At 65.0% G+C, this 25,546-nt stretch carries 21 protein-coding genes; 12 read left to right on the forward strand and 9 right to left on the reverse strand.

Annotation, left to right across the window (positions count from 1 at the left end; genetic code table 11):
- Positions 1 to 370 precede the first annotated feature (370 nt).
- Positions 371 to 997, reverse strand: coding sequence for an ATP-binding protein (locus tag ACFV15_RS30755; RefSeq protein WP_378354613.1), 627 nt, complete (start codon positions 995 to 997; stop codon positions 371 to 373).
- Positions 998 to 1,169: 172 nt separating this feature from the next.
- Between ACFV15_RS30755 and istA the strand changes: the two genes are divergently transcribed.
- From istA to ACFV15_RS30770, 3 genes are read left to right on the forward strand one after another with little or no spacing between them, the layout of a single operon-like run.
- Complete coding sequence (istA, locus tag ACFV15_RS30760) at positions 1,170 to 2,795, forward strand: IS21 family transposase (RefSeq protein WP_378354615.1); 1,626 nt, start codon at positions 1,170 to 1,172, stop codon at positions 2,793 to 2,795.
- On the forward strand, positions 2,792 to 3,613 hold the full coding sequence (gene istB / locus ACFV15_RS30765; protein ID WP_378354617.1) for an IS21-like element helper ATPase IstB: 822 nt from the start codon (positions 2,792 to 2,794) through the stop codon (positions 3,611 to 3,613). The genes istA and istB overlap by 4 nt, the downstream gene beginning before the upstream one ends.
- Positions 3,573 to 3,881, forward strand: a complete 309-nt coding sequence (locus tag ACFV15_RS30770; RefSeq protein WP_378354619.1) for a hypothetical protein — start codon at positions 3,573 to 3,575, stop codon at positions 3,879 to 3,881. Before istB ends, ACFV15_RS30770 begins: the two co-directional genes overlap by 41 nt.
- 674 nt (positions 3,882 to 4,555) lie before the next feature.
- Here ACFV15_RS30770 and ACFV15_RS30775 read toward each other — a convergent pair.
- On the reverse strand, positions 4,556 to 5,011 hold the full coding sequence (locus tag ACFV15_RS30775) for a barstar family protein (protein WP_378354621.1): 456 nt from the start codon (positions 5,009 to 5,011) through the stop codon (positions 4,556 to 4,558).
- An 11-nt stretch (positions 5,012 to 5,022) separates the two neighbouring features.
- Positions 5,023 to 9,123, reverse strand: coding sequence for a polymorphic toxin-type HINT domain-containing protein (locus tag ACFV15_RS30780; RefSeq protein ID WP_378354623.1), 4,101 nt, complete (start codon positions 9,121 to 9,123; stop codon positions 5,023 to 5,025).
- Between the two features lie 455 nt (positions 9,124 to 9,578).
- Between ACFV15_RS30780 and ACFV15_RS30785 the strand changes: the two genes are divergently transcribed.
- Both ACFV15_RS30785 and ACFV15_RS30790 read left to right on the forward strand, forming a co-directional pair.
- Positions 9,579 to 10,094: a hypothetical protein gene (locus ACFV15_RS30785; protein ID WP_378354625.1), complete on the forward strand. Its 516-nt coding sequence runs from the start codon at positions 9,579 to 9,581 to the stop codon at positions 10,092 to 10,094.
- A 109-nt stretch (positions 10,095 to 10,203) separates the two neighbouring features.
- Positions 10,204 to 12,231: a trypsin-like serine protease gene (locus ACFV15_RS30790; RefSeq protein ID WP_378354627.1), complete on the forward strand. Its 2,028-nt coding sequence runs from the start codon at positions 10,204 to 10,206 to the stop codon at positions 12,229 to 12,231.
- A 367-nt stretch (positions 12,232 to 12,598) separates the two neighbouring features.
- On the opposite strand, the gene ACFV15_RS30795 is transcribed toward ACFV15_RS30790, so the two are convergent.
- Positions 12,599 to 13,981, reverse strand: a complete 1,383-nt coding sequence (locus ACFV15_RS30795) for a hypothetical protein (RefSeq protein ID WP_378354629.1) — start codon at positions 13,979 to 13,981, stop codon at positions 12,599 to 12,601.
- A 652-nt stretch (positions 13,982 to 14,633) separates the two neighbouring features.
- On the opposite strand from ACFV15_RS30795, the gene ACFV15_RS30800 reads away from it, so the two are divergent.
- Positions 14,634 to 15,017, forward strand: a complete 384-nt coding sequence (locus ACFV15_RS30800; RefSeq protein WP_378354631.1) for a TIGR02391 family protein — start codon at positions 14,634 to 14,636, stop codon at positions 15,015 to 15,017.
- A gap of 137 nt (positions 15,018 to 15,154) precedes the next feature.
- Positions 15,155 to 15,532, forward strand: a complete 378-nt coding sequence (locus ACFV15_RS30805; RefSeq protein ID WP_378354632.1) for a hypothetical protein — start codon at positions 15,155 to 15,157, stop codon at positions 15,530 to 15,532.
- Positions 15,533 to 15,538: 6 nt separating this feature from the next.
- On the opposite strand, the gene ACFV15_RS30810 is transcribed toward ACFV15_RS30805, so the two are convergent.
- Positions 15,539 to 15,895: a hypothetical protein gene (locus ACFV15_RS30810; RefSeq protein WP_378354634.1), complete on the reverse strand. Its 357-nt coding sequence runs from the start codon at positions 15,893 to 15,895 to the stop codon at positions 15,539 to 15,541.
- Positions 15,896 to 15,961: 66 nt separating this feature from the next.
- Positions 15,962 to 16,348, reverse strand: coding sequence for a hypothetical protein (locus tag ACFV15_RS30815; protein ID WP_378354636.1), 387 nt, complete (start codon positions 16,346 to 16,348; stop codon positions 15,962 to 15,964).
- A gap of 135 nt (positions 16,349 to 16,483) precedes the next feature.
- Here ACFV15_RS30815 and ACFV15_RS30820 point away from each other — a divergent pair, with 135 nt between their 5' ends.
- Both ACFV15_RS30820 and ACFV15_RS30825 read left to right on the forward strand, forming a co-directional pair.
- Positions 16,484 to 17,218 (forward strand): DddA-like double-stranded DNA deaminase toxin, encoded by a 735-nt coding sequence (locus ACFV15_RS30820; protein ID WP_378354638.1) that lies wholly within the window; start codon positions 16,484 to 16,486, stop codon positions 17,216 to 17,218.
- Entirely contained in the window at positions 17,206 to 17,616 is a 411-nt protein-coding gene (locus ACFV15_RS30825) for an Imm1 family immunity protein (RefSeq protein WP_378354640.1), read from the forward strand. Before ACFV15_RS30820 ends, ACFV15_RS30825 begins: the two co-directional genes overlap by 13 nt.
- 690 nt (positions 17,617 to 18,306) lie before the next feature.
- Here the strand turns inward: ACFV15_RS30825 and ACFV15_RS30830 are convergent.
- The 3 genes from ACFV15_RS30830 to ACFV15_RS30840 form a co-directional block, all read right to left on the reverse strand.
- Entirely contained in the window at positions 18,307 to 18,720 is a 414-nt protein-coding gene (locus tag ACFV15_RS30830; protein WP_378354642.1) for an Lsr2 family protein, read from the reverse strand.
- A 235-nt stretch (positions 18,721 to 18,955) separates the two neighbouring features.
- Positions 18,956 to 19,429: a GNAT family N-acetyltransferase gene (locus tag ACFV15_RS30835; RefSeq protein WP_378354644.1), complete on the reverse strand. Its 474-nt coding sequence runs from the start codon at positions 19,427 to 19,429 to the stop codon at positions 18,956 to 18,958.
- Positions 19,426 to 22,452, reverse strand: a complete 3,027-nt coding sequence (locus ACFV15_RS30840) for an orotidine 5'-phosphate decarboxylase / HUMPS family protein (protein WP_378354646.1) — start codon at positions 22,450 to 22,452, stop codon at positions 19,426 to 19,428. The genes ACFV15_RS30835 and ACFV15_RS30840 overlap by 4 nt, the downstream gene beginning before the upstream one ends.
- A gap of 230 nt (positions 22,453 to 22,682) precedes the next feature.
- Here ACFV15_RS30840 and ACFV15_RS30845 point away from each other — a divergent pair, with 230 nt between their 5' ends.
- From ACFV15_RS30845 to ACFV15_RS30855, 3 genes are read left to right on the forward strand one after another with little or no spacing between them, the layout of a single operon-like run.
- The gene (locus ACFV15_RS30845) at positions 22,683 to 23,744 is read left to right on the forward strand and encodes a thymidylate synthase (protein WP_378354647.1); all 1,062 of its coding nucleotides are present in this window, start codon (positions 22,683 to 22,685) and stop codon (positions 23,742 to 23,744) included.
- Positions 23,741 to 24,283: a nucleoside-diphosphate kinase gene (locus tag ACFV15_RS30850; protein ID WP_378354649.1), complete on the forward strand. Its 543-nt coding sequence runs from the start codon at positions 23,741 to 23,743 to the stop codon at positions 24,281 to 24,283. The genes ACFV15_RS30845 and ACFV15_RS30850 overlap by 4 nt, the downstream gene beginning before the upstream one ends.
- On the forward strand, positions 24,280 to 25,542 hold the full coding sequence (locus ACFV15_RS30855) for a hypothetical protein (protein WP_378354650.1): 1,263 nt from the start codon (positions 24,280 to 24,282) through the stop codon (positions 25,540 to 25,542). Before ACFV15_RS30850 ends, ACFV15_RS30855 begins: the two co-directional genes overlap by 4 nt.
- Positions 25,543 to 25,546: the final 4 nt, after the last annotated feature.

Below are 25,546 nucleotides of genomic sequence, written 5' to 3' on the forward strand. Positions count from 1 at the left end.
GCCCCCCCCCCAGTGAACCCACATCTGTTCCTGACCGTCTACAGGGCAGGAAGTTCCTTCGATACGGCTGCCAGCGCGCTGGTCGTTGAGCAGATCTACGACCGCGTGCTGCCAGGGTGGCGTGACCGAGCACCTAGCCATGTCCGAAACCGCTTCTTCGGGCACGCTGAGGCTGCCGGGCGCGCATGTCAGCGGCCAGTCTGGTTTTGTCTGTCTGATGTGACCGCGTTTGTCGGTCAGTCATGACCGCGGCCCCGAGGGGTGCGGAGCTGGTGTCCGTGGCATGTGACCGCGGCCTGAGATGGGTGCGAGCGGATCACAAGTCTGCGCCGTTTGACGGTCCGTGACGAGGTCCTGACGCCGATCGAGGTCAGCCGCCTCGCTCGTCGTTCGTCTCGACGGACAGCTGTGGCCACAACTCGGTCCATTGCTCCAGCAAGCTTGCCGAGGGCTGAGCCGCCATGCGCAGGTTCTGCTGCGGGCGGAAATGGACGGTTGTCCCGGTAGTGCCGTCGTCGGCGATCGGGACCAGGTCGGTGACCGGGATGCCGTGTTCGTAGCGCTGGGTCCAGGAGCCGTTGTGGCGCCGGTTGGTGTGGACGAGCCACTCGCTCAGCGCCGCGACGATGGACATGCCCCGGCGCGGGTGGCCGTCGGGAAGCAGTTGTGCTTCGGGGACGTCGAAGAACCGCAGGTCCTTCGTCGCCATGATCGGCTTCTTCACGGTGCGGCCTTGGTCGTCGACGCGGGTGTCGGTGCCTCGTCCGTTGTCCGCCAGGGACACTGAGCCGTCGGGGTGCAGGGTGAGGGTGGATCGTCCGCCGTCGTTGCTCTCGGCTTCCTCGGCCGCGTAGGCAAGAACCTCGAGGATCAGGTGCCCAACACCGCCAGGGGCGAACGTCCCCGGGTTCTGCCGAATGCGCGCCAGGTGATCGACATCGACGGCGCTTGCCCAATCGTGCGTTGTGTTCCGCCACGGAACCTGTGGTTCACTCACCCAACAATGATCCCAGCCAGACCGAAGAATCACGTCTAGCGCCGTCGGTCCGAATGCCTCCGCCGCGCTGCCTTCATAGCTGCGCGTCAGCGGCAGGGAACTGCGCGCGTGCATGGCTGCGAGGGGTTGCGTGCGGTGGGAGGATGCGTGTGCTCTGGTTGAGGGAGCACCGATGCCTCCAACGTCGAAGGTAGAGCTTTACGCGGCGATCCGCCGGGACGCTCGTGCCGGGCTGTCCGGGCGGGCTCTGGAGCGCAAGTTCAACATCGGGCGCCGCACGGTGATCAAGGCCCTGGCGTCGGCGTGGCCCGAACCGCGGAAGAAGCCGCCGCCACGTCCGTCGAAACTGGACTCGTTCAAGCCGGTGATCGACGACATCCTGCGCGCTGACCTTGATGCGCCACGGAAACAGCGGCACACGGTGAAGCGGATCTTCGACCGGTTGATCGACGAGCATGCCATGGTCGACGTGTCGTATCAGGTGGTCCGCGCCTACGTCGCGGTCCGCAAACCCGAGATCCGGATCGACGCCGGCCGCGGCGCGGCCGAGGTGTTCGTGCCCCAGTCACACCGCCCGGGCATGGAAGCCGAGGTCGACTTCGGCGAGGTCGCGGTCCGGCTGCGCGGAACCCTGGTGACCTGCTTCCTGTTCTCACTGCGACTGTCCTTTTCCGGCAAGGCCGTCCACAAGATTTTTCCTTCGGGTGGACAGGAAGCGTTCTTCGAAGGGCACGAACACGCGTTCCGAGTGCTCGGTGGCGTGCCGGTGGGCCAGATCCGCTACGACAACCTCAAGGCCGCGGTCGCGCAGGTGCTCGGGTTCTCCCGGCAGCGGGTGGAAACCGAACGCTGGACCGCGTTCCGGTCGCACTGGTCGGTCGATCCCTTCTACTGCCAGCCCGGCCTGGCGGGCGCGCACGAGAAGGGCGGGGTCGAGGGGCAGATCGGCTGGTTCCGCCGCAACCACCTGGTCCCCGTTCCCGAAGTCGACTCGCTGGCCGAGCTCAACACCCAGGTCGAGGCCTGGGACACCGCCGATGACAACCGGCGGGTCGGGGCTCGCCCACGCACCGTCGGGCAGATGTTCGCGCTCGAGGCGCCGCTGCTGCGATCGTTGCCGGCGGAGCCGTTCGAGACCGGTCGCTGGTTCACCCCGCGGGTCGACCGGTTCAGCCAGATCAGCATCCGCACCAACCACTACTCGGTGCCGGTCCGGCTGATCGGGCGCCGGGTCCGGGTGCTGCTGCACGCTTGCGAACTCATCGTTTTCGACGGCCGCACTGAGGCCGCCCGCCACGAACGACTACTGGCCAAGGCTGGCAGCCGTCTTGAGCTAGACCACTACCTGGAGGCGTTGATCCGCAAGCCCGGTGCGCTGCCCGGCGCGACTGCACTGGAGCAAGCCCGCGCGGCAGGCAAGTTCACCCCGGTCCACGACGCCTGGTGGGCAGCCGCGCGCAAAGCTCACGGCGACCGCGATGGCACCCGGGCGTTGATCCAAGTTCTGCTGCTGCACCGGCACATGGTCCACGAGCACGTTGTCACCGGGCTGGCCGCGGCGCTACGCGCCGGGGCGCTGACCGCGGACGCGGTCGCCCTGGAAGCCCGCAAAGCCGCCGACACCGACACCACACCCACCCCGGCTCCCGAGCAGACCGTCACCGCGACGGCGGTGACGTCACTGACCGAACGGCGGCTCGCCCAGCTGCCGGCCGACACCCGGCCACTGCCGTCGATGGCCGTCTACGACCAGCTTCTGCCCAGCCGCCGAACTCCCAGAGAAGGGACACGTTCATGAGCGCTCAACGCCACCGCGGCCTGACCGAGCAAGCCGCCGACGCCGCCGTCGACCAAGCCTGCCGCCTGCTGCGCCTGCCCACCATCCGCACCCAGTTCCCCGACGTCGCCGACGCCGCCGCCCGCGAACAGATGACCTACCGCGGGTTCCTCGCCGAACTGCTGATGGCCGAATGCGACGACCGCGCCCGCCGCCGATCCGAACGCCGCATCAAAGCCGCCGCGTTTCCCCGCGAGAAGTCGTTGCGCGCCTTCGATTTCGAGGCCAACCCCAGCGTCGACCCCGCCGTCATCCACACCCTCGCCAGCTGCGAATGGGTCAAGAAAGGCCTGCCGCTCTGCCTCATCGGTGACTCCGGCACCGGCAAATCCCACCTGCTCATCGCCCTGGGCACCGAAGCCGCGATGGCCGGGCACCGCGTCCGCTACACCCTGGCCACCAAGCTGGTCAACGAACTCGTCGAAGCCGCCGACGACATGATCCTGACCAAGACCATCGCCCGCTACGGCCGTGTCGACCTGCTCTGCATCGACGAACTCGGCTACATGGAACTCGACCGCCGCGGCGCCGAACTGCTGTTCCAGGTCCTCACCGAACGCGAGGAGAAAGCCTCCGTCGCGATCGCGTCCAACGAAAGCTTCGGCGGCTGGACCAAAACGTTCACCGACCCCCGCCTCTGCGCCGCCATCGTCGACCGCCTCACCTTCGGCGGCAACATCATCGAAACCGGCACCGACTCCTACCGCCTCGCCCACAGCCGAGCCCGAGCAGAAGACCATGAGCAGCAACAACAATCCAAGCCCACGAAGCGGCGATGACACCTTCGACCTCATCGACGACGCCCTGACCACCCTCGCCCAGCGCCGCGGCTACTGGCTCGGCGACGACCTCGCCACGATCGCCTTGGCCGTCAGCCTCATCGAGCAAGCCCAACGCTGCCTGCCGCAACTCGTGCACGACGCACGCGCCAACGGCCACACCTGGCACGAGATCGCCCACGCGCTCGGCACCAGCCCCGACGACACACAACTCCGCTACGACCCCGGATCACCCATCGCCGACAGCCGCTGGCCCCACGACCAGTGAACCCCACGCCTCCAAGTGCGGTCACTTCTCACCGACATTGATCAAGCACTTGATCGGCAAGTGCGGTCATAGCACACGAACATTCGCGGTCACTTCACACCGTCAAAGCCACCAGTCGGAATTCCCCGTGGACGGCCACCCACGGACAGCCAGTTGGATTCCCCACTGGCGGCCAGTTTCACGGTCAGTGATCGCAGCAGGTTCGTCGACGCCGCGGCCATGCAAGTCATGCCGCGACTTTGATCGCGCCTGGACCGCCAGCACGGCGCGGCGCGGTAGCACAGGGATCTGTCAGTTGCCAAGGTCGTGGGACCACCGTGCTGCCAGCGACAGGACAACCTTGCGGCTCGGCGGCGTTGTAAGAACACGTTCTCGATAACGGTGCTCGCGGGTCAGTCTCCTCTTACCGCGAACACCCTCTTCTGCCGATGAGCGGACGTTTGCCAGTCCGAGAACGAGTCCCGCCAAGCGTGTCCCGAATCGGTGCCATTGGCATCGGCGCCGTCTACGTTGCGTTCTGGAGTCAGGTAGCGACCATCTCCCTGCGGAGTATCGACGGCCAAACCGCGGTGCGGGGCTAGGCGCAAGAGGCCCTACGCCGGTCGCACTCTGGGGAATCGCGGCCGAGATTCCCGTCGGGTTCGGTCGAAACATCAGCTAGCAACAGTTAGGCTTCACGGTTGATAGACAGCGATGTTCTGCCGAACTGTCGCAATGTCCGCTTTATCGCAAATGAATATCACATTCAGGGGTGTAGCAATACCGTTTGGTTTTCCAAGAGAGCTGGACCATTCCTTGGCGGCCTTGAAGAGAATTCGAGTCAGATGATCGAGATCGTCATCATCCGACGTGAGAATTTCTCCCGGATTTTCAATCACCAGAAGGTAGCGATCCGCCGGAATCCACGCCAGGTCTCGCAGGCACTCAAATAACGCGTTCCAGTTCCAGCCAAAGTATGCCGGGAATCGAAGTTCGTTATAGAATTGCTCAAAGACTCCATCTGTCGTCGTCATGCTGGCGCCATTCAGATGTGCAACAAAGGTCGTCCCCCCAGGTGGGAGCACATCCACAATGGGAGAGTTTGCATCTTTCTCTACTGCGTGCAGCCAGGGTTTTGCTTCTGTCCACATGTCGATCGACCTCATGTTCCAGGTACCGCCACAATGAATGTTTGGTAGTGAGTAGGAGTATAGTATATTGAACCATCTGACCCGGTGACGATGCGCTCATTGCCTGGCCGTGGGTTCAAGGGAGATTGATAGGTCCCCCACTCTCGATAGATAATCCTTTTGCCGGAACTATCGAAGTCTGCAAGACGGAAACCTCCTTGCCTGCCATCGTTTTCAAATTCCCTGGGAATTGTCGGCCCTGCCCAGTTTCCCCATCCTCCTTCGGCTTCAACTCCATACTTCTTAATGTCAGAAATTACCCTGAGTGACTCCTCGGGAATGTCATTCGGTATCCAGCCTCCGATCGATGTATCGCCCAGTGTAGCGCCGGGAGTGCAGGCGGCCCCGGTGTTGTGCACCAGGACGGGCGTATCACCTGCCAAGACAAAGAACGTGTGAAGGCTGTCGATGGTGAGGTTGTACGTGCGAATCCCGTTCGCGTATCGCTTGCTACCGGCCACTGCGGCTTCGCCGCCAGGAGTACGGAGTCGGTCGCCAACTTTCAGGTCAGCCGCGTTGGTCCAGGCTTCAGCTGTTCTGTCCCAGAAGCGGTGATGTCCAGTTGTCGTGATGGTTTTCAGTCCATCAGGAGTGTCGACGGTGAGATCCACGAAGTCAGTGTCACCGTCCGTGACATGAACGACTGTGACAGCATGTCGCTGTAGGTCACTGTTGCCGGGGTCGGCGTTGGTGATTTCGTCGCCAACCACGATGTCTTTGATGGGTTTGGTGGTCCCATCACCCATGAGAACATGTGTTTCGGGTGCGAAACTGTTAAGGCACGGCAGGTTGTTTGGCCATCCTCGTGCCGCATCGGCCAGGCGGGCTTCCTCCGCGATGGCTCGTTGAACTAGGTCTTCGGCTGCTCTGATTTCGGCTGCGGACTCGCCCAGAAAGTCGATCGCCCTGCCACCGGCTCCTGCGGCCTCCACCGCTGCTGCGGTGAGTTCGGCGAGTCTGACTTCGCCTAGTTCGGCTGCTGCAGCGCCGAGAACCTCTGCAAGATCGCATTCCGGGCACGACACAACACTGAGAATCAGGAGAAGAGCATTGGCGGCTTCTGCAAGCTGGCCAAGCCACTCTGGGGATGTGCTGGGCGCCTTCCAGCTGTCACCGTTGGGAAGGAACCTCGGATTAAGAAGATTATGGGGATCGATGCACCGGTCAAAATCGATAGTGCCATAGGGATTATAGTCGCGACACTCTTGCTTAAGTCGTTCGAGGATACGTTGCTTTTCGGCCGGTGTGCCGCTGAACACCAGATTGCAGTCCGCTTCGCTGAGCTCAATGACCTGAGCCGTGGTTCGCGAGCTGGGCTTGCAGGCCTGTTTCCGTTGCTCGATCGCATTCTGCTTTTCGGCTTCTGCCTTGGTCGCGACGCTTCGCCACGCGTCGGAGGCCGCTTTCGCCGCCTTGATCGCATCGGCACCGGCGGCGAGCGCGGCTTCACGTGCGACACGCGCGGAATCGGCCGCCTCGCGAGCGTAGACCGCAGCAGCAGTGGCCGAGCGCTGAGCCGACATAGCGGACACACTTGCCCGGTCGGCCGAGGCGACAGCGGAGGCTGCGGCGCGTGCAGCGGTGGCGGCCGACGCTTTCGCCTGCTCGGCGGACGCGGCGGCTCGGTCGGCTGCGGCCTTGGCCTGGTTTGCATAGTCGGTTGCCTGGGCGGCAGCGGTCTTGGCCTGATCGGCGTAGCCTGCGGCCTCATCGGCAGCGTTGCGAGCGGTCGCAGCGGCAGCCTGCGCTTCCTTGGCGTCGTGGGTAGCGGTCGCGGCCGCACTGGACGCCTGGGCGAGCAGGCTGTCGATAGCGGCATTGTGTGCTGCGGTGTTCTGATCCCGCTGGGCCGCCCGATACTGGCCGACGTTGAGGAACTCGCGCAGCAGCAACGGGGGGCCGTCAAGGGCAGCCTGTGCCGCAGCTACCACTTCCTGGGCGCCTGCAGCACGGGCTGCGGACATGACCTGGTTGACCTTGACCTGATCATCGATGCTGAGAGCCGTGTACTGGCCGGTGTCGATGAACGCACGTATGGCCTGGGCGGTGTTGGTGTTGAGCGCCTTCTGTGCTTCCTGCACCACTACGGTTCGTCCTGCCGCGCGGGCGGCGGACATGATCTGGTTGACCTGCAGATCGTCGTCCGCTGCCCGATCAGGGTAGTTGCGAGTGCGGAGGAAGTCGCGAACGGCGATATCAGTCGCCGCGAGCACCGCGTCCGCCGCTGCTTTAAACCTCGCTGTCCCGGCATCACGGAGCTCACGCAAGATGATTCGGTCGTCTTGGCCTGCGGCAAATAAAAGACCCGTGGTGATGAAGTCAGCTGCCTCGTCGTCAGTCCCGCCCAACGCGGCAATGGCGCTGGCCTTCGTCCATGAGCCACCGGTCTCAGCCAGGTTCATCGCGACCTTGCGGGCATCGGTGAGGACCGTCGCTCGCGCGGCGCCAGTGGCGGTCGCCTCCGCGATCAATCGATTGGTTTCCGCATCCCACCTGCTGGCCTGGTCGGTGTCCCATCGCTGAACAGCGGGTCGGGCGACGTGGATGTCGAGGGCGGCCTTGGCCGCGTCATCAGCGTTCTGGGCGGCGAGGGCGAGTCGGTCGGCATCGGCCTTGCGGGCTGCCTGAGCGATCTGTGTGGCTTGGTTGGATGCTGTAACCGCGGCGTTCGCGGCCGCTGTGGCGGCGTTCGCGTGTGCGGTGGCTTTCTCCGCGGCGTCCGCGGCGTTTCCGGCATGCGCGACAGCATCGAGTGCTGCTTGCCTGGCGGCCATCGCGTCCGCAGCAGCCGCGGTCGCGGCGTCGGCTGCCTGCCCTGCGGCGTCGGCTGCCTGTTGTGCCCATGACTGGCTGGCGTTCGCGGCAGCTGTCGCACGAGCGGCTTGCGCTCGCGCTGTCGCCGCAGCGGCTTTCGCCTGCCGGGCGTCGGCGCCCGCTGCGGCGGAATTGTTCGCCGCAGCTGTCGCGTCCGCGGCAGCCACAGTCGAGCTCGCGGCGGCCCGTTTCGCGGCGTCGCCGACCTCATGCGCTTGCTGTGAGGCGATGCGGGCGGACTTCGCCGACTCCGCAGCCGCGGCCGCGCCCTGAGCCGCTGCCTTGGCGACCTCTGCGGCAGCTGTCGCGGCGTCGGCCTTGTTCTTGTCGCTGACAGCGGCCGCGGCGGCGTCATAGGCATGAGAAGCGGCTTGTCCTGCTCGCGAGGCCGCGACGGCGGCCCGCGACGCGGCAGCGGCAGCGATACGAGCCGCGTTCGACGCCGCGTTCGACGCGTTGATGGCCTGCCGAGCTGTGATCGCGGCCTGATTAGCGGCGAACGCCGCCTTCGAGGCTGCTTCGGTGGCCTGACCAGCGTGCCCCTGAGCTGTCTCCGACGCGGCCTTCGCAGCCTGCGCCGCCGCCTGCGCCGCGGCGGCCTCGGTGACGGCTCGATCCGCCTCGAATTTTGCCGCCTGAGTCTCGCTCGCGGCCTGCTCCGAGGCAGCTTTCGCCGTCGACACTAGCTGTTCGATCGTCGCCGTTTCCGCGTCGCGCGCCTGTGCGACCGGCAAATCGAAAGCGAGGAACTGCTTCAACGCTTCTGCGGTGTTCGCGTTCAGTGCCTGCTGTGCGGCTTTGCGCACCTCCGGGCCACCAGCCGACATCGCCTGGTTGACCTTGACGTCCTGGTCGATCCCGAACGGGATCTGCCAACCCGTCCGCAGGAAGTCCTCGAGCGCTTCCTCTGTGCCCGCGTTCAGCGCCCGCTGCGCCGCCTGCTTCAGTTGCGGACCGCCACCGGACATCACCTGGTTGACCCGCACATCGAGATCATTGGCGTGCGGGGTTTGCCAACCGTGATCCAGGAAGGCCTTCAACGCCTCGTCAGTATTCGCATTCAGCGCTTGCTGAGCTGCGGCCTTCGTGGCCACGCCCCCGCTGGACATGATCTGGTTGACGCGTACATCGCGATCGATCACGGCATCGGTGTCCAGCTGGGTCGTCAAGAACCTTGCGACGTCAGCATCGGTACCTACTAGCGCCTGACCGGCGTCACGCTTGGTCGCCGGGCCACCGAATCGCCACAGCAACGACACCTTCGCACGGTCAGAGGCAGATACCACCGATGGGGCCTGCGTCGCGACCGCCCGTGAACCAGTCAGCGATACCGGAGTCGCCTCCGTCGGCGAGCCAATCACTCCTGACGTCAGGCTCGCTGTCAATGCCATGATCAACGCAGCACGAAAACGGCTTCTTGCAGTACGCATTCAGAAAAGTCCCCCTCGGACCGTCGCGAACGATAAGGTCGAGTTACCTGTCGCCCGCCAATCAAAATTAACAGAGGCTATACGTGCGGTCTACACCACTTAACCCATGACAGAGGTCACACGACACAAACGGCCCTGGCTAAACGAGGAACTCGTGCCGTAATCTCACTGCGCCGCGTCGGGGGACTGAAGAAGCAGCAAAAGCTTCGAGGCAAATGTCGGATTTGCGACAAATCAGCCATTTGAGCAGGGGGACGTATATGCGCGCGTTGAGCAGGACTTCCATGGTCGTCGCCGCTGCGGTGGCAGCCGTGACGATCGTGACAGTGAGCACCGTGACCGCTGCCAGCGGTGCCGGGCCCGACCCGGACCAGCAGCCGTCCGCTGTGGAGGATTTCAGCTATCCGGATGCGGACAGGATCCTCGCCGACTATGGCGTGCAGTTGATCAGCGGAGACGGGCACCTGCTGGTAGCCGACTCTTGTCCGAGACGTGCCGACACCGTCGGAGTGATCCTTGTCAAGTCCACGAGCCCGGTCGGCCCGGCGAAGGATGGCTGGATCTGCTTCCGGGTGACTGGCCCCGGCGGGCACTTGAATCTGAAAATCCCCGCCGTCTACGCGATCACGGGCGATGGACTGGCCGAAGGCCCCGGACACAAGATCCGCGCCGAACTGAGCACCGACGCCGGAGTGCACACCACCGTCGATGTCGGCCCCAAAGAAACCGTGCAGGTCGGTATCGCCGCCAGCCCGCCCGGCGCACCCACCGTGCTCCTTCAGTTGGACGCGTCGTCCTGACCGTGTGCGGACACCTCGACATTGTCCATAGTGGACACATTGCCGATGTCGAGTCGATCGAAATTCATTCTTGAGGGGATTTTTGATGGGCTATCGAAGGACGGCGAGAGTGACGGCCATTGTTGCCGCTCTCGCTGCAAGTGGACTTGCCGCCGCAGTGCCGGCGGGCGCGATCTCGAACAGTGCAGTCGCGGCGGATGGCGCGTACGCGTTCACCGCAAAGATCAATACCGACACGCAAGCCTGCAGTGGTGTGCTGGTCGATCCGTGGTGGGTGCTGACCGCCTCTTCGTGCTTCCCGGGCAATCCGCAGGGCGGGCTCCCCGTCAAGCCGGCCACCGTCACGGTGGGTCGCACGAACCTGGCCGGTACTTCTGGGCACGTTCTGCACGCCACGGGCTTGATTCCCCGTGGTGACCGCAACGCGATGCTGGTGCACCTCGACGCTCCCGTGACCGATATCGCCCCGGTGCCGCTGGCCACCGCGGTTCCGGCGGCCGGTGCGAAGCTGCGCGTCGCCGGGTTTGGCCGGACCAGCACCACGTGGGTTCCTGACCAGCTGCACACCGGCGCCTTTACCGTCGCCTCCAGTACCGCCACCACCCTCGCGCTGACCGGTGACAACGGCGCCGACACCTGCAAGGGCGACGCCGGTGGCCCCGCGATTCTCGAAACCAGCGGGCACCTGGAACTGGTCGCGATCAGCAGCACCACCTGGCAGCACGGTTGCCTCGCTGTGAACGAGACCCGCCAAGGCAGCACCGAGGTCCGCGTCGACGACCTCAAGGCATGGATCGACCAGCAGGTCACCGAACAGAAGACCATGGTCCTCACCGCGACCGTGGCGACGCGGTCGGTGAACCTGACGTGGAAGCCGAACGCCGGGCAGAGCTACCCCAGTTACCGCGTCTACGGCGCCACCACCCCAGACGTGCCGTTGACTCCGGCGACGCTGCTGAAGACGGTCACGACGCCGAAGTTCACCCACGGGCCGTTGGGTGCGAAGCAGGCCTGGTACTACCGGGTCGTGCCGGTCACCGCGGGCGGGCAGGACGGGCCGCTGTCCACGATTGCGTCGGCGACGACGAAGTGGATCGCGCAGAGCGACTACACCGCCGACGGCCGCGACGACTTCGCCGCCGCCTATTACTACGGCGGCGAGCAGTCCGCGCTACTGATGTGGCCGGCCACCGCCAACCCGGCTGGTGTCGACAAGTTCACGCAGAGGTGGACCAATGACGGTTTCGACGCCTCCGCATGCCGCTGGCTGCACGGAGACTTCAACGCCGACAACCGCACCGACGTCGCCGCGTTCTGCTCCTACCCCGACGAGGTGCAGACAAAGCTGTTCGTCTGGTACGCCACCGCCGACGGCTTCGCCTACCAGGGCGACCAGTGGGACAGCGGCCCCGGCAACTTCAACGCCGCCCAGGCCAGCTGGGTGGCCGGGGACTTCAACGGTGACGGCCGGACCGACCTGGCCGCCACCTACGACTACGGTGACGCCAACACATCACTGTTCGTCTGGTACGCCAAGGTCGGCGGTTTCGGCGGCAACGAAGAGAAATGGAACAGCGGCAGCGGCAACTTCAACGCCGGGCAAGCCCAGCTGATCGCCGGTGACTTCAACGGTGACGGACGCGCTGACATCGGCGCCGCCTATCATTACAACAACGACGTCTTGAGTGCGTCACTGTTCACCTGGAACGGCACCGCCACCGGCCTGGGCACTCAGACCGAACGGTTTAGCACCGGCGGCGGCTTCACCGCAGACCACACCCACTGGATCACCGGTGACTTCACCGGCGACGGCCGCACCGACGTCGCCGCTGCACGCGACCTGGGCAACGACCAGACCTCCCTCGAGATCTGGAACGCCAACGCCACCGGTTTCGACAACAAGGTCGAGAAGTGGAACAGCGGCCCCGGCCAGTTCACCGCCAGCCTCGCCCAGTGGACCGTCGGCGACTTCGACGGCGACGGACGTACCGATATCGGTGCGCTCTACACCTACGCCAGCGACAACCACGCCGCCATCCACACCTGGCACGCCGTGCCCACCGGCCTCGACCCCAAAGTCATAGCCTGGACCGGCACCCCTGCCGAACTCAGTGCATCCAAAACAACACTGCTCTAGCCAGCTTGAGTCTGCTAGGCGACAACTGATCAAGTCAACGCGTGCCGCCACCCGCAGGGGGTGGCGGCACGCACATGCTAAGAACCCCTCGCGATGTGGAGCCTCGGACGCGTTCCCGCTGGTCCGACGTGACCATCCGCAACTCAACTGCCGGCTGGCGACGCACCTCCAATCACGCGGAATACCACGGAATGACTGTCTTCCCAACGGTGACCGCAGATACCTTAACGACAACGCACTGTCATGCCGCGAGTTGCGCGCTGCCATGCCGATGAGCGGGCGGAGCGAGCAGCTGTGGCGCATTTCCGCAGTAACGCCAAGAATGCAGTTCCAGCTCAACGCCCATAGGCATGATCCTCACCGATTTCTAGGACAATCCGAGCATCTGATTGATCGCCTGGACGACGACCGCCTCCACCCCGTTCGGGTCGTTGGCACTCGCCCCCGCGGACAGCGGTGCGAGCAATGAGTACGAGAGCCCATAGGTACCGACGCCGATGATCTTCGGATCGCCCGCCCAGCCTGATTCGGGGCGGCCGCCCTCGGACAGCACGTCGTAGGCGGGCACGTAGCAGTCGATGTGGTGCGCGTACGCCATGACCCACAATGGTTTGGTGCCGTACTTGGCCGCAAAGTTCCGCTTGGTGCCGACGTGGTAGCCACTGAGCACCTCGTGCGACATCGTGAGGATCGTCAGGCCGCCGAGGTCGAGCTTCTGCACGGTCATCGGCAGGTAGCCGGGCCGGTTGCCCGCGTCGAGCTCGGCGATCATCCTCTTAGCGTGCCGGACACCGGCCTGTCCTATCGGGCTTTCGTCGTTCGCGGTGATGCGGTCCTGGTACTTCTTCCGCAGTGCGTCCACCTGTGTGCCGTCTCCGAAGTCGACCGCATACGGCAGTTTCGCTTCGGTGATCGCCGTGGTGATCGGGCCGGTGATCGGGAAGTGCGCCGCGTTGCGGACTGTCGCGACCACGGCGTCCGCCAGCCGCGTTCCCCAGAACGCGACCTTGTCCTCGCCCGGCGGCGGGTTCCGGGGGTCGACGTCTCCCGCCGCGCCCTGGAAGAACACAACGGGCGCGCCGAGTCGCTTCTCGGCGTTGTCGACCGCCCACCCGCAGAAGTCGGCGTCGAGTGCCGTCGACGCCCATGCGGCACAGACCGGATGGCAGACGTGCCCGGCCAGCACCGCGAACAGGTCCCGGTTGTCGGTCCGCTGGGCCACCAAGACCGGGACCTCGTGCGGGGCCCCCTTCCCAATGGTGGAGGCCTCCGGGACAAGGCGGTTCTCGCCGACCTCGGCGTAGCCTTCCGCATACCCGAGGGTCACCTCGACCAGCGGCTTGTTGTGCGCCGCCACGGACGTGCGAACGATGGCTTCCACGAATTCGTCGGTGTAGGCCTTCGCGTCCGCGGCGGCTTGTTCGCTGCCGAGCAGGACGTAGGGGTCCGGCTTGTCGCCGACCATCGGACCGTAGTGGGTGTGGCTCTGCGCCAGCACGAAGTTCTGTGCTCCGCTGACCACGCCTGCCGCGACCAACCGGCTGAGGATCCGCTGGTAGAGAGGGCGGGGGATGCTGATGATGTCCGTCTGGACCAGCACGATCCGCTGGCCCTGCTGCGACACGAGGATCACGCAGCGGATCTTCAGCGGGTTGGCGGCCGAACCGTCGGAACGCCGGTCGACGCTCCAGCCGTAGCCGCCCATCGGCAGCCCGGCGCGGACGGGAAGCAGGTCGACCTGGATGGACATCCGGAAAGGTGTAGGCACAGTCATGCTTTAGCCCACCCCCAACTCGTCGCCGGAGAAGATCCGCCGGTTACTCCATCGCCCGCCCGCCCCGGTCGTCGAGGAACAGGCATAACGATGCTTGTTCGTGCGATCTCCGCGCCAGCTGAAAGCACCGCGGAGTCCCGATTTTACCTCCTTCAACCACACATCTCCAGACACCCTCACAATGAGGGCGGTGGCAGCACCCACAAGCAATCGGATTACCTCGCAAACGCATGTCCCTCGTCCAACGCACTCTCATGCCGCGAGTCGCGCGTTCAGGAACGCGGCCGCGGCCCAACGAACCGCGCAATAACCCGTTCCACTTCTGCGCCGGTGTCAGTTGGTACCAAGACTGGCGACATGGTGGTCGTCCCTCGACTTTGGCAACGACAGATCGAAGCCACTCCAACCCGATGGGCGGGCAGCTCTCCACGGGCTAGGGCCACGCCTGCCGAGAGCACGCTACGTAACCGGGAGCATGGCCAGCTAACTCCCCACTAACTGGCCGCCAGCGGGGAGTTCAAACTGGCCACCAACACGCGCAAAGGTTGTGCTTACGCGACAAGCCGAGATCGACGAAAATTTGGGCGACAATGCTCCCCGTCTCAGCGCTGGCCGGTTTCACCCTTGGGTGTGGCAGGCTGCAAAAGATCTTTGGCGAAGCGGGCATTACCGGAGTGCAATCAGTTCCGTAGCGCTTCGCGTCAACGCGGAGACGCAAGCCAAGGTCGGCCGCATGGACGTATCCGAGGTCAAGCTGTTCCAGCCGACGTTCAGCAGTGATTCCCCCAAGCCGGGCAATCCACAACTCCGCGTGTGGCGTGACGACGGTTCCGACACTTACAAAAGCATCCATAGGGGCATCTCAGCGTTCGCCGAGGGCCTGTACGCAGCTATCCGCAACCCGAATAACCACGCCGTACAGGCCGAACTTGACGAGACGGTTGCTCTAGAGCAGCTCGCAGCCTTCAGCGTCTTAGCCCGCTGGGTGGATGACGCGACGGTCGAACACTGATCGGTTGGCGAACCGGGATAGGTCGCCTGGGTCGCGATCAAGATCACCAGTTCAGACCCTTGCTGCCAGCGGCGTTTTATCGGAGATCCTACGCGGGCGCACGTCGACGCTCGGCACGAAGAACCCTAGGGGTGCCGATGGTGAAGTTGCAGATGGCGGGTGCGTTCGTCGATGGGTGGTTCGAGGGAACGTCGCACGGCCCGGGCGAAGAGCTGGACACTGCGGACCGCGAACTGCCGTGGAAGGTCTACGAGCAGGCGCCTTCGCGACGCTATGGACGCGGGTGCGCCCTGCTGCTCACGTTTCCCGAGACGCGCGACGGGCTTGACGCGCTGGACACCTTGTTCGACTCGGCGACGGTGGGCGTGATCGCGACGGCCGACAATCCCGAGGACCGAGGAACACAGGTGGCGTGCCGTCAGATGGTCGACCAGACGCTCGTGGCGATTCGCGAACTGGAGGCTCGGCTCTGCATCGAGCCGGGACAGCTGACGTATCTGGGTATCCGGCGGTGAGCTGAGCTACTCGAGCCCTTCCGGATACTGGACGTACGGCGACCGCCACTTACGCGGCCGTGGCTTGACTGGCGGGTGGTGCGCTTCAAACCACAGCTCGACCTTGGCGATGTCGTGTTCGTCGTCGCACGAGCGCACGGTCAAACGCCACCAGGCGGCCGGTCCACCGCGTTCGCGGAACCACGCCGTCAGCATCTTCTCCAGATCAACACCGTCGGGGTACCCGCCGACCAGCGTGCTCTGCGTTGACCAGTAGTCGATCGAGAGCTGCGGGTCGACGGCAAGGAAGGCGATCGTCCAGCGGCATGGGGCGCGGTCGCCCTCGACGGGCGGACACCACCCTGGCCTCGTGTACGTCGCCATACCAGCAGTCGAACATATGTTCGTTACGTGTGCAAGCTGGGATTGTTCACAGCGGTGCGGCTTGGTTCAGTCGCGACCAGAACACGGCACGCCGGGGTCTGTCGCTTGTAGCCGGTCGGTCGAGTCGTTCGCCTGCAGCTCGACGATGCGGAGACGCTGCTCTTCCAGCATGAGCCAGGTCGCCGAGCTGTAGCTGAGGCCCGCCACGTCCAGCAACCTTCGCTGCTTCCGGAACCGGAAGAAGTAGCGGGTCGCCGTCTTGGTCGCCGTCTCGGCCGCGATGTACTCCTGGTGTGCCAGGTCGAGTGCTTCGTCCGCGGTCTTCGGCATCTTCCGCAGGATGGCGGAATAGTCCGCTTTCAGCTGGGACATGGCTGACTGCTTCCCGGCGGGCACCTCCATGATCGGTGTCCAGTCTGGCTGGTTGCCCGGCGCTGTCTTCGGTGATGACATGGCCGGTATTACAGCATGTTGATCACGTCAAGCTGTCCTTTTAGGCTGGTCAGCATCGGGAAGGCCGGTAGCTCGGTTTCTGTCGGTCGGCCGAGGTACGGTCACGCTCACCGGCGGCGACGGTGGGGAGCGGCAGTGTCAGTCGAGAAAACTGTGGCGTCCGTCAACGAAGCCGTGGCGAAAACCCAGGTGGCGATTGAACGCCTCCGGCAGGCCGCACAGTACGTCGATGAGGCCCGTCAGACGCTGGTCCAGGCGACTCAGGGAAGTACCGACCACGAGGTGGGCCACGCCGTCGGTGCGCTGATGGCGGCGGCCGGGGGCGCGGCCGAGGTCGGTCAGCTCGTGGCCGAGGTGCCCGCCGGCCTGTCGGCATACGCGAAGTCCCTGACCGGCGGCCACGACGCGCCGGGCGGTGGCCGGTCGCCTGGACAGGCCGCACCGTCCAGCGCCGCGCAGACCAAGCCGGAGGATCCGGTGGAGAAGGCGCGCCAGGAGCTGCCGCCTCCGGTGGCTGGCCGCCGTGGGGTGAAGACTGTGGGAACCTGGTTTGCCCCCGGTGAAGCCGGCACGGCCATTACCAGCGGCCGGGACGACCGCACGGAACGGGTGGACGAGATCTTGAAGGAGGCGGGGTGCGACCGGCGGCCGATCACGGCCGCTGCGGATGTTGAGCTCAAGCTCGCCGCCGAGATGCGCGACAACGGCATCACGGACGCGACCGTGGTCATCAACAACATCCCATGCACCGGCAAGACGAGCTGTGACGGCCTGCTGAGCATCGTGCTGCCGGAAGGCAGCACGATGACGGTGCACGGGCCCGACGGTTTCAAGAAAGTTTACAAGGGAGGCGCTACATGGCAGTGGTGAAAGGCTGGTACGACCCGGGCCAGGCCGAGCCGTTCGAACTGACCGAACGGGACCAGGTTGATGCCCTCCTTGACCGCATGGTCACCGAGGCGACCGAGGCGCCGGTAGGCGTGATCGCCGAGCTTGCCTGGGAGGGCGAGGAACACAGGTCCATCCTCCAATTCGGTCTGCGTAACGACAGCGTCGGCTTCGTCGGCTACATGGGCAAGGGCGAGGCGAGCGTCATCAGCACGTCCGGGGCGACGACGCCGGAGCCGGTGGCCTACGACTACCAGGCACATGAGCGCGAGGTGCCGAGCAACGCGGAAGTCTCAGCGGCCGCTGTTCGCCAGGCGGTCCGCGACTACGTGTCCTCCAACGGCGCCCGCCCCGCAGGAGTGACCTGGCGCGAGATCTAGCGTCGGTTCCGACTCTGACGCCGTGCAGAGCAGTGCGCCGTCGTGGCCACACTTACAGAGTGCCCGGAGCCGCTGCCGAGTTGTCGGGGCCGGCACTCGTCGGTTGACGAGGGCCAGGCGCATTTCGGTTATGGTCGGCCGCTGCGACCAGTCGCTAACACAGCTCGCAGAAGCGATGTTCGCGCAGGAACTCAGCAATGATCTGAGGTGATTGTCCAGCGGGACGGGTTGCGGGCCGCCCTCGACGAGGGACTTCAGCTCGCGACCAAGGCGAGCGTGAAGATCATCGCGGTCCGCTCTTCGATGGGACCAGCAGGCTCACGCGAAGTGCGCCTTTCGTGGCAATTCTTGCAACAGCGGCTGGAGCCGACGCCAGGCGTTCGGGGGGGTCGGGCACCCCGCGGTTGATGCAGGCTCGGCGGGTCTCGGGTAGTGATCGGCCACCGTAGCTGGTCGGGGCCCAAAGCGCAGAGCCGATGTTCGGTTGGGAAAGGCGGCGCTGGTGCGCCACCTTTCCCAACCGTAGCCGCGTTCAGCGGCGACTGCTTGGCGGCAGTTGGAACCACTCCGCTCCGGTAGCAATTCGGGCTTGATTCAAGCGGCCTGCGGCTGCTGCCGAGGTCCGTCAGGCGCTAGCGCGGCTCGGTGGCGCTTTTATGCTTGCCGTACAACGAGAACCGCAGGAGAGTCTCAGCGCTTGGCAGCCGCAACCTTTTTTCGTGAGCCCCGCTTTCCCGGAGAACCAATAGGTTCCGTTGCAGTCGCCTGAGCCTTCTCATAGGCGTCCAGGATTTCCGCGGACAGCCGCCCGCGATTGGACACCTCATAGCCGTTCGCCTGCGCCCACACTCGAACCTGACGGGACCTCTCACGATCGGTCTGCGACGCGGACGCCGCTGACTGACCGGTCGCCAAACGGATCTTCCTGCCACCAGTACGTTGGGCGACTTCGATGAATCGCGCGAGTTCATCGCGAAGACTTGCCGCGTTCTCATCGGACAGGTCAACCTCGTACGTCACACCGTCCAATGCGAATGGAACGGTCTGCGTCGCAGGGGTACCGTCAATATCGTCGACCATCTCGACGACTAGCTTCTGTGCCATTTTCTTACTCTTCTCTTCAAGACATTGCGGGCCTACCGGACAGCATACCCGGCATTGTTTTGTCATGCGTCAACCGACCCAATAGGCCGTCTAATGCATCGGCAGGAAACAGAAGGCCCGCGTCAGGGTACTCGACGGCGAGGTCACCGAGTGCGTTGCAGGTTTCCGCTTGCCCATCAGCGTCTTACAGCAAGGCGATGTCAAGGCGGTGTCGCTGCCGACCCTTCAGCTCGACTCAGACGCTCTTTTCATATACCGCTCGATGCCTACCCGGGCCCTTGAAATCGGAGATCACGAATACGCCGTCAATAAGCTGATCTCCGGGCGCGTTCATGAAGCCGCGCTTGAGCCAGGTTCTGTGCGCTGCGAAGTTGTCGGGTTCGGAGGTGAGGTAGAGTCGTCGAGCCCCGAGAACCGTGGCTCGGTCGGTGATGGCGGTGAGCAAGGCGGAGGTGATGCCTTGTCGGCGGTGTTCCGGGTGGGTGATCACGTCTTGGATATAGATGTCGTCGGGGCGCTCTTGGCTGCGGAAGGCCATGATGGCGCCTACGAGATGACCGTTGACTCGGGCGATCGGGCAGGTGCTGGAGAATAGATTGGCGTAGAGCCAGTAGTCCGAGGTTGTGCGCGGGCGAATGTAGGGCTCGCCCAGCTTCATGAGCTCGATAAGCTCGGGGATGTCGTTCTGGTGCAGTGGTGTGATCTTCACGGTTGCCTTTCGTTGAGGTGTACCAGTTCGACGAGGTTTTTGGCTGCGGTTGCCGGGTCGATGGCGTCGATGATGCTGCGGCCGATGATGAGGATGTCCCAGTCCTTACTGGAGAAGATCGCGGTGTCGGTCGTGCTGAACCCACCGCTGACCGCGACTGGGAGTGCGGTCCACGTCCGAAGCTCGCGCGCGACGTCGAGTGGTGTTGTGCTGCCGATGCCGATGTCGATGTTGGTGGTCACGGTGAGGCCGTCGATCCCGGCGCGTTCCATCTCGGTGATCCACCGATGGTCGGTGTTGATCGGTACGTCTAGGAGGATGGGCACGGCGAGGCGGCGGCCGGCGTCGACGGCGGCGTGAACGCTGGCCGCTGTGGCGGGACCGATGAGCTGGACGATGTCGGCGCCCGCCTGGGCTGCGAGCATCACCTGGTCACGACCCCAGTCTGCGGACATCATCTCGGCGACGACCTTGGTGTCCTCGACAGCGGTCTTAATTTGCTCGATCGCCCCGACACCTACCTTTTTGATGAGGGGGTCGCCGACTTCGATGAAGTCGACTCCCGCGCTGGCGACCGCGCGGGCGACGCGTACGGCGTCGTTGATGTCGCTGAGGTCGAGCGCGACTTGGATGGCGCGGCGATTGCGGATGCGGCGGAATCGTTCACGGGTGCGATCGGTGTCCTCCGGCTGCTCCTGGGCCGTCACCGCGGTGTGGCCAGCCTCCCGTCGGACCAGCCAGCGGCTGCTGCTTCGCCCGCGTTCGACCAGCCGGGCGCGAAGGTCATCCGGCGGGGTGAGGTAGCCCGTGCGTACTTCACGCAGGATCGTGGCAAGAACTTCATCGTCGTAGCGTTGCTGAGGTTGGTTGACGGTCGGGCTCGTGCTGGCGTGGAGCACGCGGAAACGGTCTTGGCTCGGTCGGATATGGCCAGGAGTTCGCGACCAAGCGGTGTCGGTGTCCAGGACTGCGAGGGCCGTGTGGATGAGGTCGGGCCGCCGCGGAGGCAGGCCGAGCCTGTCGAGTCCTTGCAGAGCGCGCTCGCGGACGTGCCAGTTCTCGTCGTTGAGCAGGACCTTGAGGTGGGTGGACGCATCATGGCCCGGTACGCGGGCAATTACGGGCGCGACGGCGGCGCGGACCTTGTAGTCAGGATCGCGTACGAGACTGGCCATGACGGTCAGGCCGGTAGCGTCAATGACGACCGTCGGGCTATCGAGAGCTTCAGCCAATGCGGCACGCACGCGCCAGTTCGCATGGCTCAGAAACGTCTGCAGCGTGCTCCCGGTCGAGTCGGCGAAGAAGAGGTAGAAATGCCGGGCGAAGTAGGTCGCCTCGTCGCTGTCCGCGAGATCGGCTAAGTCGAGCAGCGTGTAAGCATCGGTGCTGTCGAAGTTCTCCTCAACGAACCGAGTCATCTCCGGCCACAGGTCGGCACCGAAGCGCCGCAGCATGGTGAGCAGCCACCGGTAGCAACTGGCCCCGAGAGCGTGGTGCAGCCGCGGGCTGGCCAGCAACGCCCGGGTTAACGCTGGTTCGGGGCCGTTCTCCGCGCGCGCAGCGCAGGCGCGCACCACTGCTGGCGTGAGGTACTGCGCGTCGCTGGACATGGAGATCATCAACGGAACCGTCGATCGGAGTGAGGCGTTCGGCGCCGTCACGATGCTGATGAGCAGGGCGGAGTCGAGATCGTCGAGCCGTTGCACAACGAGGTCGAGCAGGCCGCGCGCGGTGCTGGAGATCGACGCTCGATCGGCCAGCTCATTGAAGGCTTGCACCGCGGCTACTGACCGCCCCCGCTGCTCGATGAGATCGGCGATATGTGTGGCGAGGAAGAACTCGCGCAGAACGTCGTGAACGAACTCAGGAGCACGGTTCGATTCCGCCAGCACTAGGGTCGCGGGTATGTCCGATGGCAGATCAAGCGCGCGGCCTGCAGTGTCGGCGCTTCGACGCAGAGCGACAGGTACATCGTCGACGCCTTGCTGTTGAGCAAGTTCGGTCAGCTGCGCAAACCTGTGTCCTTCCCTGTCGGCGCCCAGGATTCGGCGTACACACCGGTGGAGGAGCGCGTAGGCACCCAGACCACCACCCGCCAGCTCGGGAGGTGTGTCGAGTGCGAGTTTCATGTACAGGGGCGTGCGTGCCAGGTCACGGACGCTGGGCGGAAGGCTGTCAAAAGGGGTGCCGGTTTCCCGTTCCCACGTGCGCCGCGTCAGATCAGCGGGCCACGGCGTCAGGCTGTGCTGAGTCTCGTGGTCCTTCGTTCCGGCTGAAGTGAACAGGGATGCGTGCAGCAAGGGGTAGGCGGTCGTTTCAAGTGCGGGCGGAGTCCGCACGGTCAGCACGAACCGCAGTGCCGGAACGATGACTTGGCGCAAGATCGTGTCGACGTGTCGACACAGCAGAGAAAACATGTCGTGGGTGGCGATGCCGTCGACGAAGACCAGGCACGGCCGGGTGAGTCGGGACGCGTGCTCCTCGAGCGTGAGCAGAGCGTCGTCACCGCGTGGGATGGAGGCGTAGCGCAAGATCTCGACGGCCAGATCCGTAGAGCTGGTTTCCCAGCCGCTGACCGCGAGCAGCTGGCAATCGGCCTGGTCGGCGAACTGCTCGGCCAGGTACCGAGTAAGGCTCGTCTTGCCTGTTCCCGCAGCACCGGAAACGAGGAAGACCCGTGCGGACGAGGTGAGGAAGTTGCGAGCGGCGTCGATGGTGTCGCTCGGCGGGGAGTACGGGAGCGGTGTGCCCGGTCCGGGGACGGCTGTGGCCAGGAGGGCGGCTGTCCGGGTTGCCGAGCCTGAGCCGAGCCTGCCGCCGGAGATGCCGCGTTCGCGGTCGAAGTGGTCCCGTTTGTCCTCGGGCAGGCGGTTGAGCTCGGTCGTGAGGGCTTCGATCGTTTCGTGTTGCAGTGTTGAGCCGCGATCGGGTTTCTCCCAGCCGACCACGGTGCTTTGGGCGTAGCCCAGCCGCGCGGCGAAGGCACGTTGGCTGAGGTGTTGAACGTCGCGCAGCAGCTTCACCTCGGACGGGGTCCAGGTCGGTAGCCGAGTCACGGAAGTTCCTTCATCCGGTGGGCTGATCACGAGAACATGCGATTTCCCAGCGTAGCGGCCTGCTCACTCGCCACCACCGATCACCACCGATCACCTCCCGCGCACGCGAACCTTCCCGTAGGTACCTCGAGACCGGCACGGTCAGTAGCGATCACCAGCGCGACCGGCGCTGGCACCAGCCTGTTGAAGGAGCCGCCATGCCCCCGAGCGCATCACCGGCCCCCACCTCGTTGACCCCGTCCTCGTTTCCCGGCTTCCACCAGGCCTACGCCGCAGTCCTCGCGGATCTCACTCAAGCACCCGCCCGTATCTGCACGCGCGGAAACGCCGGGCCTGAACGTTTGAACGTCTCCTTTCAACTGGACGACCCGGCGGCGCGAGTCCCACAGTTCGCCGCACGCAAGGCAAATATCGTCTTCAACGTCGCGGAAGTTCTGTGGTTCCTCAGTGGTCGGGACGATGTCGCGATGATGCGGTACTACGCGCCGCGCATGAGCTCGTACTCGGTTGACGGGATCACGATCGCCGGCGCCGCGTACGGCACGCGGATGTTCCGCACGACGGGAGCGGGTGGGCTGTCCGCGTTCGACGCGACCCTGAATCTGATCCGCGAGGACGCGGACACCAAACGGGCCGTCATGCCGATCTTCGGAGCGCACGAAGTCGGGGACGGCACCCATCCCGATGTGTCCTGCACGATCGCCTTTCAGCTGTTCCGGCGCGACGACCGGCTGCACAGCGTGTGCTACATGCGAGCCAACGACGCCTTCCAGGGGTTGGTGTCCGACGTGTTCTCCTTCACCTTCATCCACGAACTGGCGGCCCGCCTGCTCGGGCTCGAAATTGGAACCTACGCACATCACGTCGGGTCGATGCACATCGGCGACCAGCACCTCGCCAAGGCACAAGCCGTCGTCACCGAAGCAGCGGCACATCCCTCACTGCTGCTGCATCCCGCGCAGCGGATGCCGATCGCCACCACCCGCGACATGGTCGACTTGGTGTGCGCCGAGGAGGTGCAGCTGCGTGCCAACCGTCTCCGCCACACCCGAGACTCCCTCGCGGGGACCGGCCTGCCCGAGTACTGGCAGCAACTCGTCGGCGTGCTCGAGGTGTACCGGCACATCGTCCACGAGCCGCAGCGCGCTGTCGACGAGGAACTGCTCGATTTTCTCGATCCCGCGCACCGATGGCTGCTGCACCACAAGTGGCCCACGCGCGTCTCGCTGGCGACCGAGCTCGTCCAGGGGGACATGTGACGGGGCAGGTTGACTGGTCGCGATGGACGGTCGTGCTGCTCAAGCCTGACTGCCTCGAACGTGACCTCGTCGAGGCAGTGCTGCGCCGTATCGGCGCCGAGGTCACCCTCGTCGCGGTCGAACGTGTCACTGTGGCCGACTGGCAGATCTTCATCCACTACTGGGACCTGTTCGTGTACCGCCACCGCCTCGATGTCGACGTCGCCGCCTGCTTGCGCCACCGCTACTGCGGCCACGAGGTCGTCGTCGCCCTCGGCTACAACCCGGACACCGGCATCGACACCGCGACTCGCGTGCGCGCCCTGCTTGGCGACTTCGATCCCAGCACCGCGCAGCCCGGGACCATCCGCGCGGACCTCGGCGACGACAGCCTGACCGCCGCCCGCCGAGAACACCGTCTCGTCGACAACCTCGTCCACAGCTCCGACGACATCGCCGCGGCCGCACGCGACTTCCACATCTGGTTCGGCGGCCACCGCGCCACCGATCTCCTCCATCCACCCACGCTCGCCGACAGCTCGGAGGTACCGATCCCATGACCCGCACGCCGGTCAGCCTTGACACCGCCATCACCCGCGGCGCCGGACGGCTCACCATGATGCCGCCGGATCAGATCGCCAGTCTCGACCCCTACATGGCGCAGTACGTGGGCTACCGCAAGAGCGGCCTCTCGCTCAACCACGTCATCGGCTGTCCGCTGGACTGCGCCTACTGTGTGCGCCATTTCTGGGGCAACTTCGAGCAGAAGATCCCCAAGCTGATCGAGACCACGGCCACCGCCGTGCAGGCCCTGGTCGACCACGCTGGCTTCGAACCGCACGTGACCCCGATCCAGATCTTCAACAAGGCCACCGACCCCTTCCTGCCCGCGGTCAAGCCCGAGCTGTTCGGCGCGTTGCAGGATCTCGACGGCCGTGGCCTGACCAACCTCGTCCTGCTGATCACCCGCTTCCGAGTCACCGAGGACGACATGGCTCAACTGGAGGCGCTCACGAACCTGCGAGTAACGCTACTGTTCACCTACTCCGGCATCGAGGACACCCGGATCGAGCCGATCGCCAAGAGCTCGATCACCGTCACCTCGTTGCAAACCGCGGCACGCACGCCTGGGCGCCGGACGAAGGTGCTGCTCTACTGGCGGCCGATCGTGCCCGGCTGGAACGACCAGCCCGACACCATGGCCCGCGTTCTCGAAGCCGGGCGGGACGCGGACGGCATCGTATTCACCGGCTACTACCACAAACCCGAGAACGCGGAGTTCATCCGCTCACTCGGTGTTGAACTGCCCTACGATCTCGACGACGTCGCCCGCCGCAAGGCCATGCCCGCGGAAATCGACGCGAAGGTGGTCGCCGCGTGGACAGCGTCAGGCATCAGCACACCGCTGTACCGCAAGACATCGTGCGGTGTCGCCGCCGTCCACGACGTCGCCGACTACAACGGCCACTGGGGCGTCAACGAACTCTGCGACATCTGCCCGCTGGCCCAACAGAACCGCTGCCGCGACGCCCACCGTCCACCCACCGACGCCGAACTCAACAGCATTTTCGACAAGCTCGGATACTCCTCCCCTGTCGTGTTCGACGAAGGCCACGTCTGGACGCGCGGTCTCAGCGAGCAGCAGCGCTATCCCATCCAGCACCAAACCGGTTTCCAGATCTGGGACACCACACTGCCGCACTTCACCGGCAATCACGGCCGGTCCCTCCTCGGGTTCACCCCCGATGAGGCGGATCAGCAGCGCATTGCGGCGGTGCGCCATGAACTCGCCCACGCGACGCGGTTCGATGACGAGTAACCCA

Origin of the sequence: Amycolatopsis sp. NPDC059657 (assembly GCF_042734395.1) — a bacterium.
Lineage (GTDB): Bacteria > Actinomycetota > Actinomycetes > Mycobacteriales > Pseudonocardiaceae > Amycolatopsis.

Excerpts from the sequence above, each read along its gene's own strand:
- istA (WP_378354615.1), top strand. The coding sequence starts at position 1,170 with ATGCCTCCAACGTCGAAGGTAGAGCTTTACGCGGCGATCCGCCGGGAC.
- istB (WP_378354617.1), top strand. The coding sequence starts at position 2,792 with ATGAGCGCTCAACGCCACCGCGGCCTGACCGAGCAAGCCGCCGACGCC.
- ACFV15_RS30770 (WP_378354619.1), top strand. The coding sequence starts at position 3,573 with ATGAGCAGCAACAACAATCCAAGCCCACGAAGCGGCGATGACACCTTC.
- ACFV15_RS30775 (WP_378354621.1), bottom strand. The coding sequence starts at position 5,011 with ATGTGGACAGAAGCAAAACCCTGGCTGCACGCAGTAGAGAAAGATGCA.
- ACFV15_RS30785 (WP_378354625.1), top strand. The coding sequence starts at position 9,579 with ATGGTCGTCGCCGCTGCGGTGGCAGCCGTGACGATCGTGACAGTGAGC.
- ACFV15_RS30795 (WP_378354629.1), bottom strand. The coding sequence starts at position 13,981 with ATGTCCATCCAGGTCGACCTGCTTCCCGTCCGCGCCGGGCTGCCGATG.
- ACFV15_RS30805 (WP_378354632.1), top strand. The coding sequence starts at position 15,155 with ATGGTGAAGTTGCAGATGGCGGGTGCGTTCGTCGATGGGTGGTTCGAG.
- ACFV15_RS30810 (WP_378354634.1), bottom strand. The coding sequence starts at position 15,895 with ATGGCGACGTACACGAGGCCAGGGTGGTGTCCGCCCGTCGAGGGCGAC.
- ACFV15_RS30815 (WP_378354636.1), bottom strand. The coding sequence starts at position 16,348 with ATGTCATCACCGAAGACAGCGCCGGGCAACCAGCCAGACTGGACACCG.
- ACFV15_RS30825 (WP_378354640.1), top strand. The coding sequence starts at position 17,206 with ATGGCAGTGGTGAAAGGCTGGTACGACCCGGGCCAGGCCGAGCCGTTC.
- ACFV15_RS30830 (WP_378354642.1), bottom strand. The coding sequence starts at position 18,720 with ATGGCACAGAAGCTAGTCGTCGAGATGGTCGACGATATTGACGGTACC.
- ACFV15_RS30845 (WP_378354647.1), top strand. The coding sequence starts at position 22,683 with ATGCCCCCGAGCGCATCACCGGCCCCCACCTCGTTGACCCCGTCCTCG.
- ACFV15_RS30855 (WP_378354650.1), top strand. The coding sequence starts at position 24,280 with ATGACCCGCACGCCGGTCAGCCTTGACACCGCCATCACCCGCGGCGCC.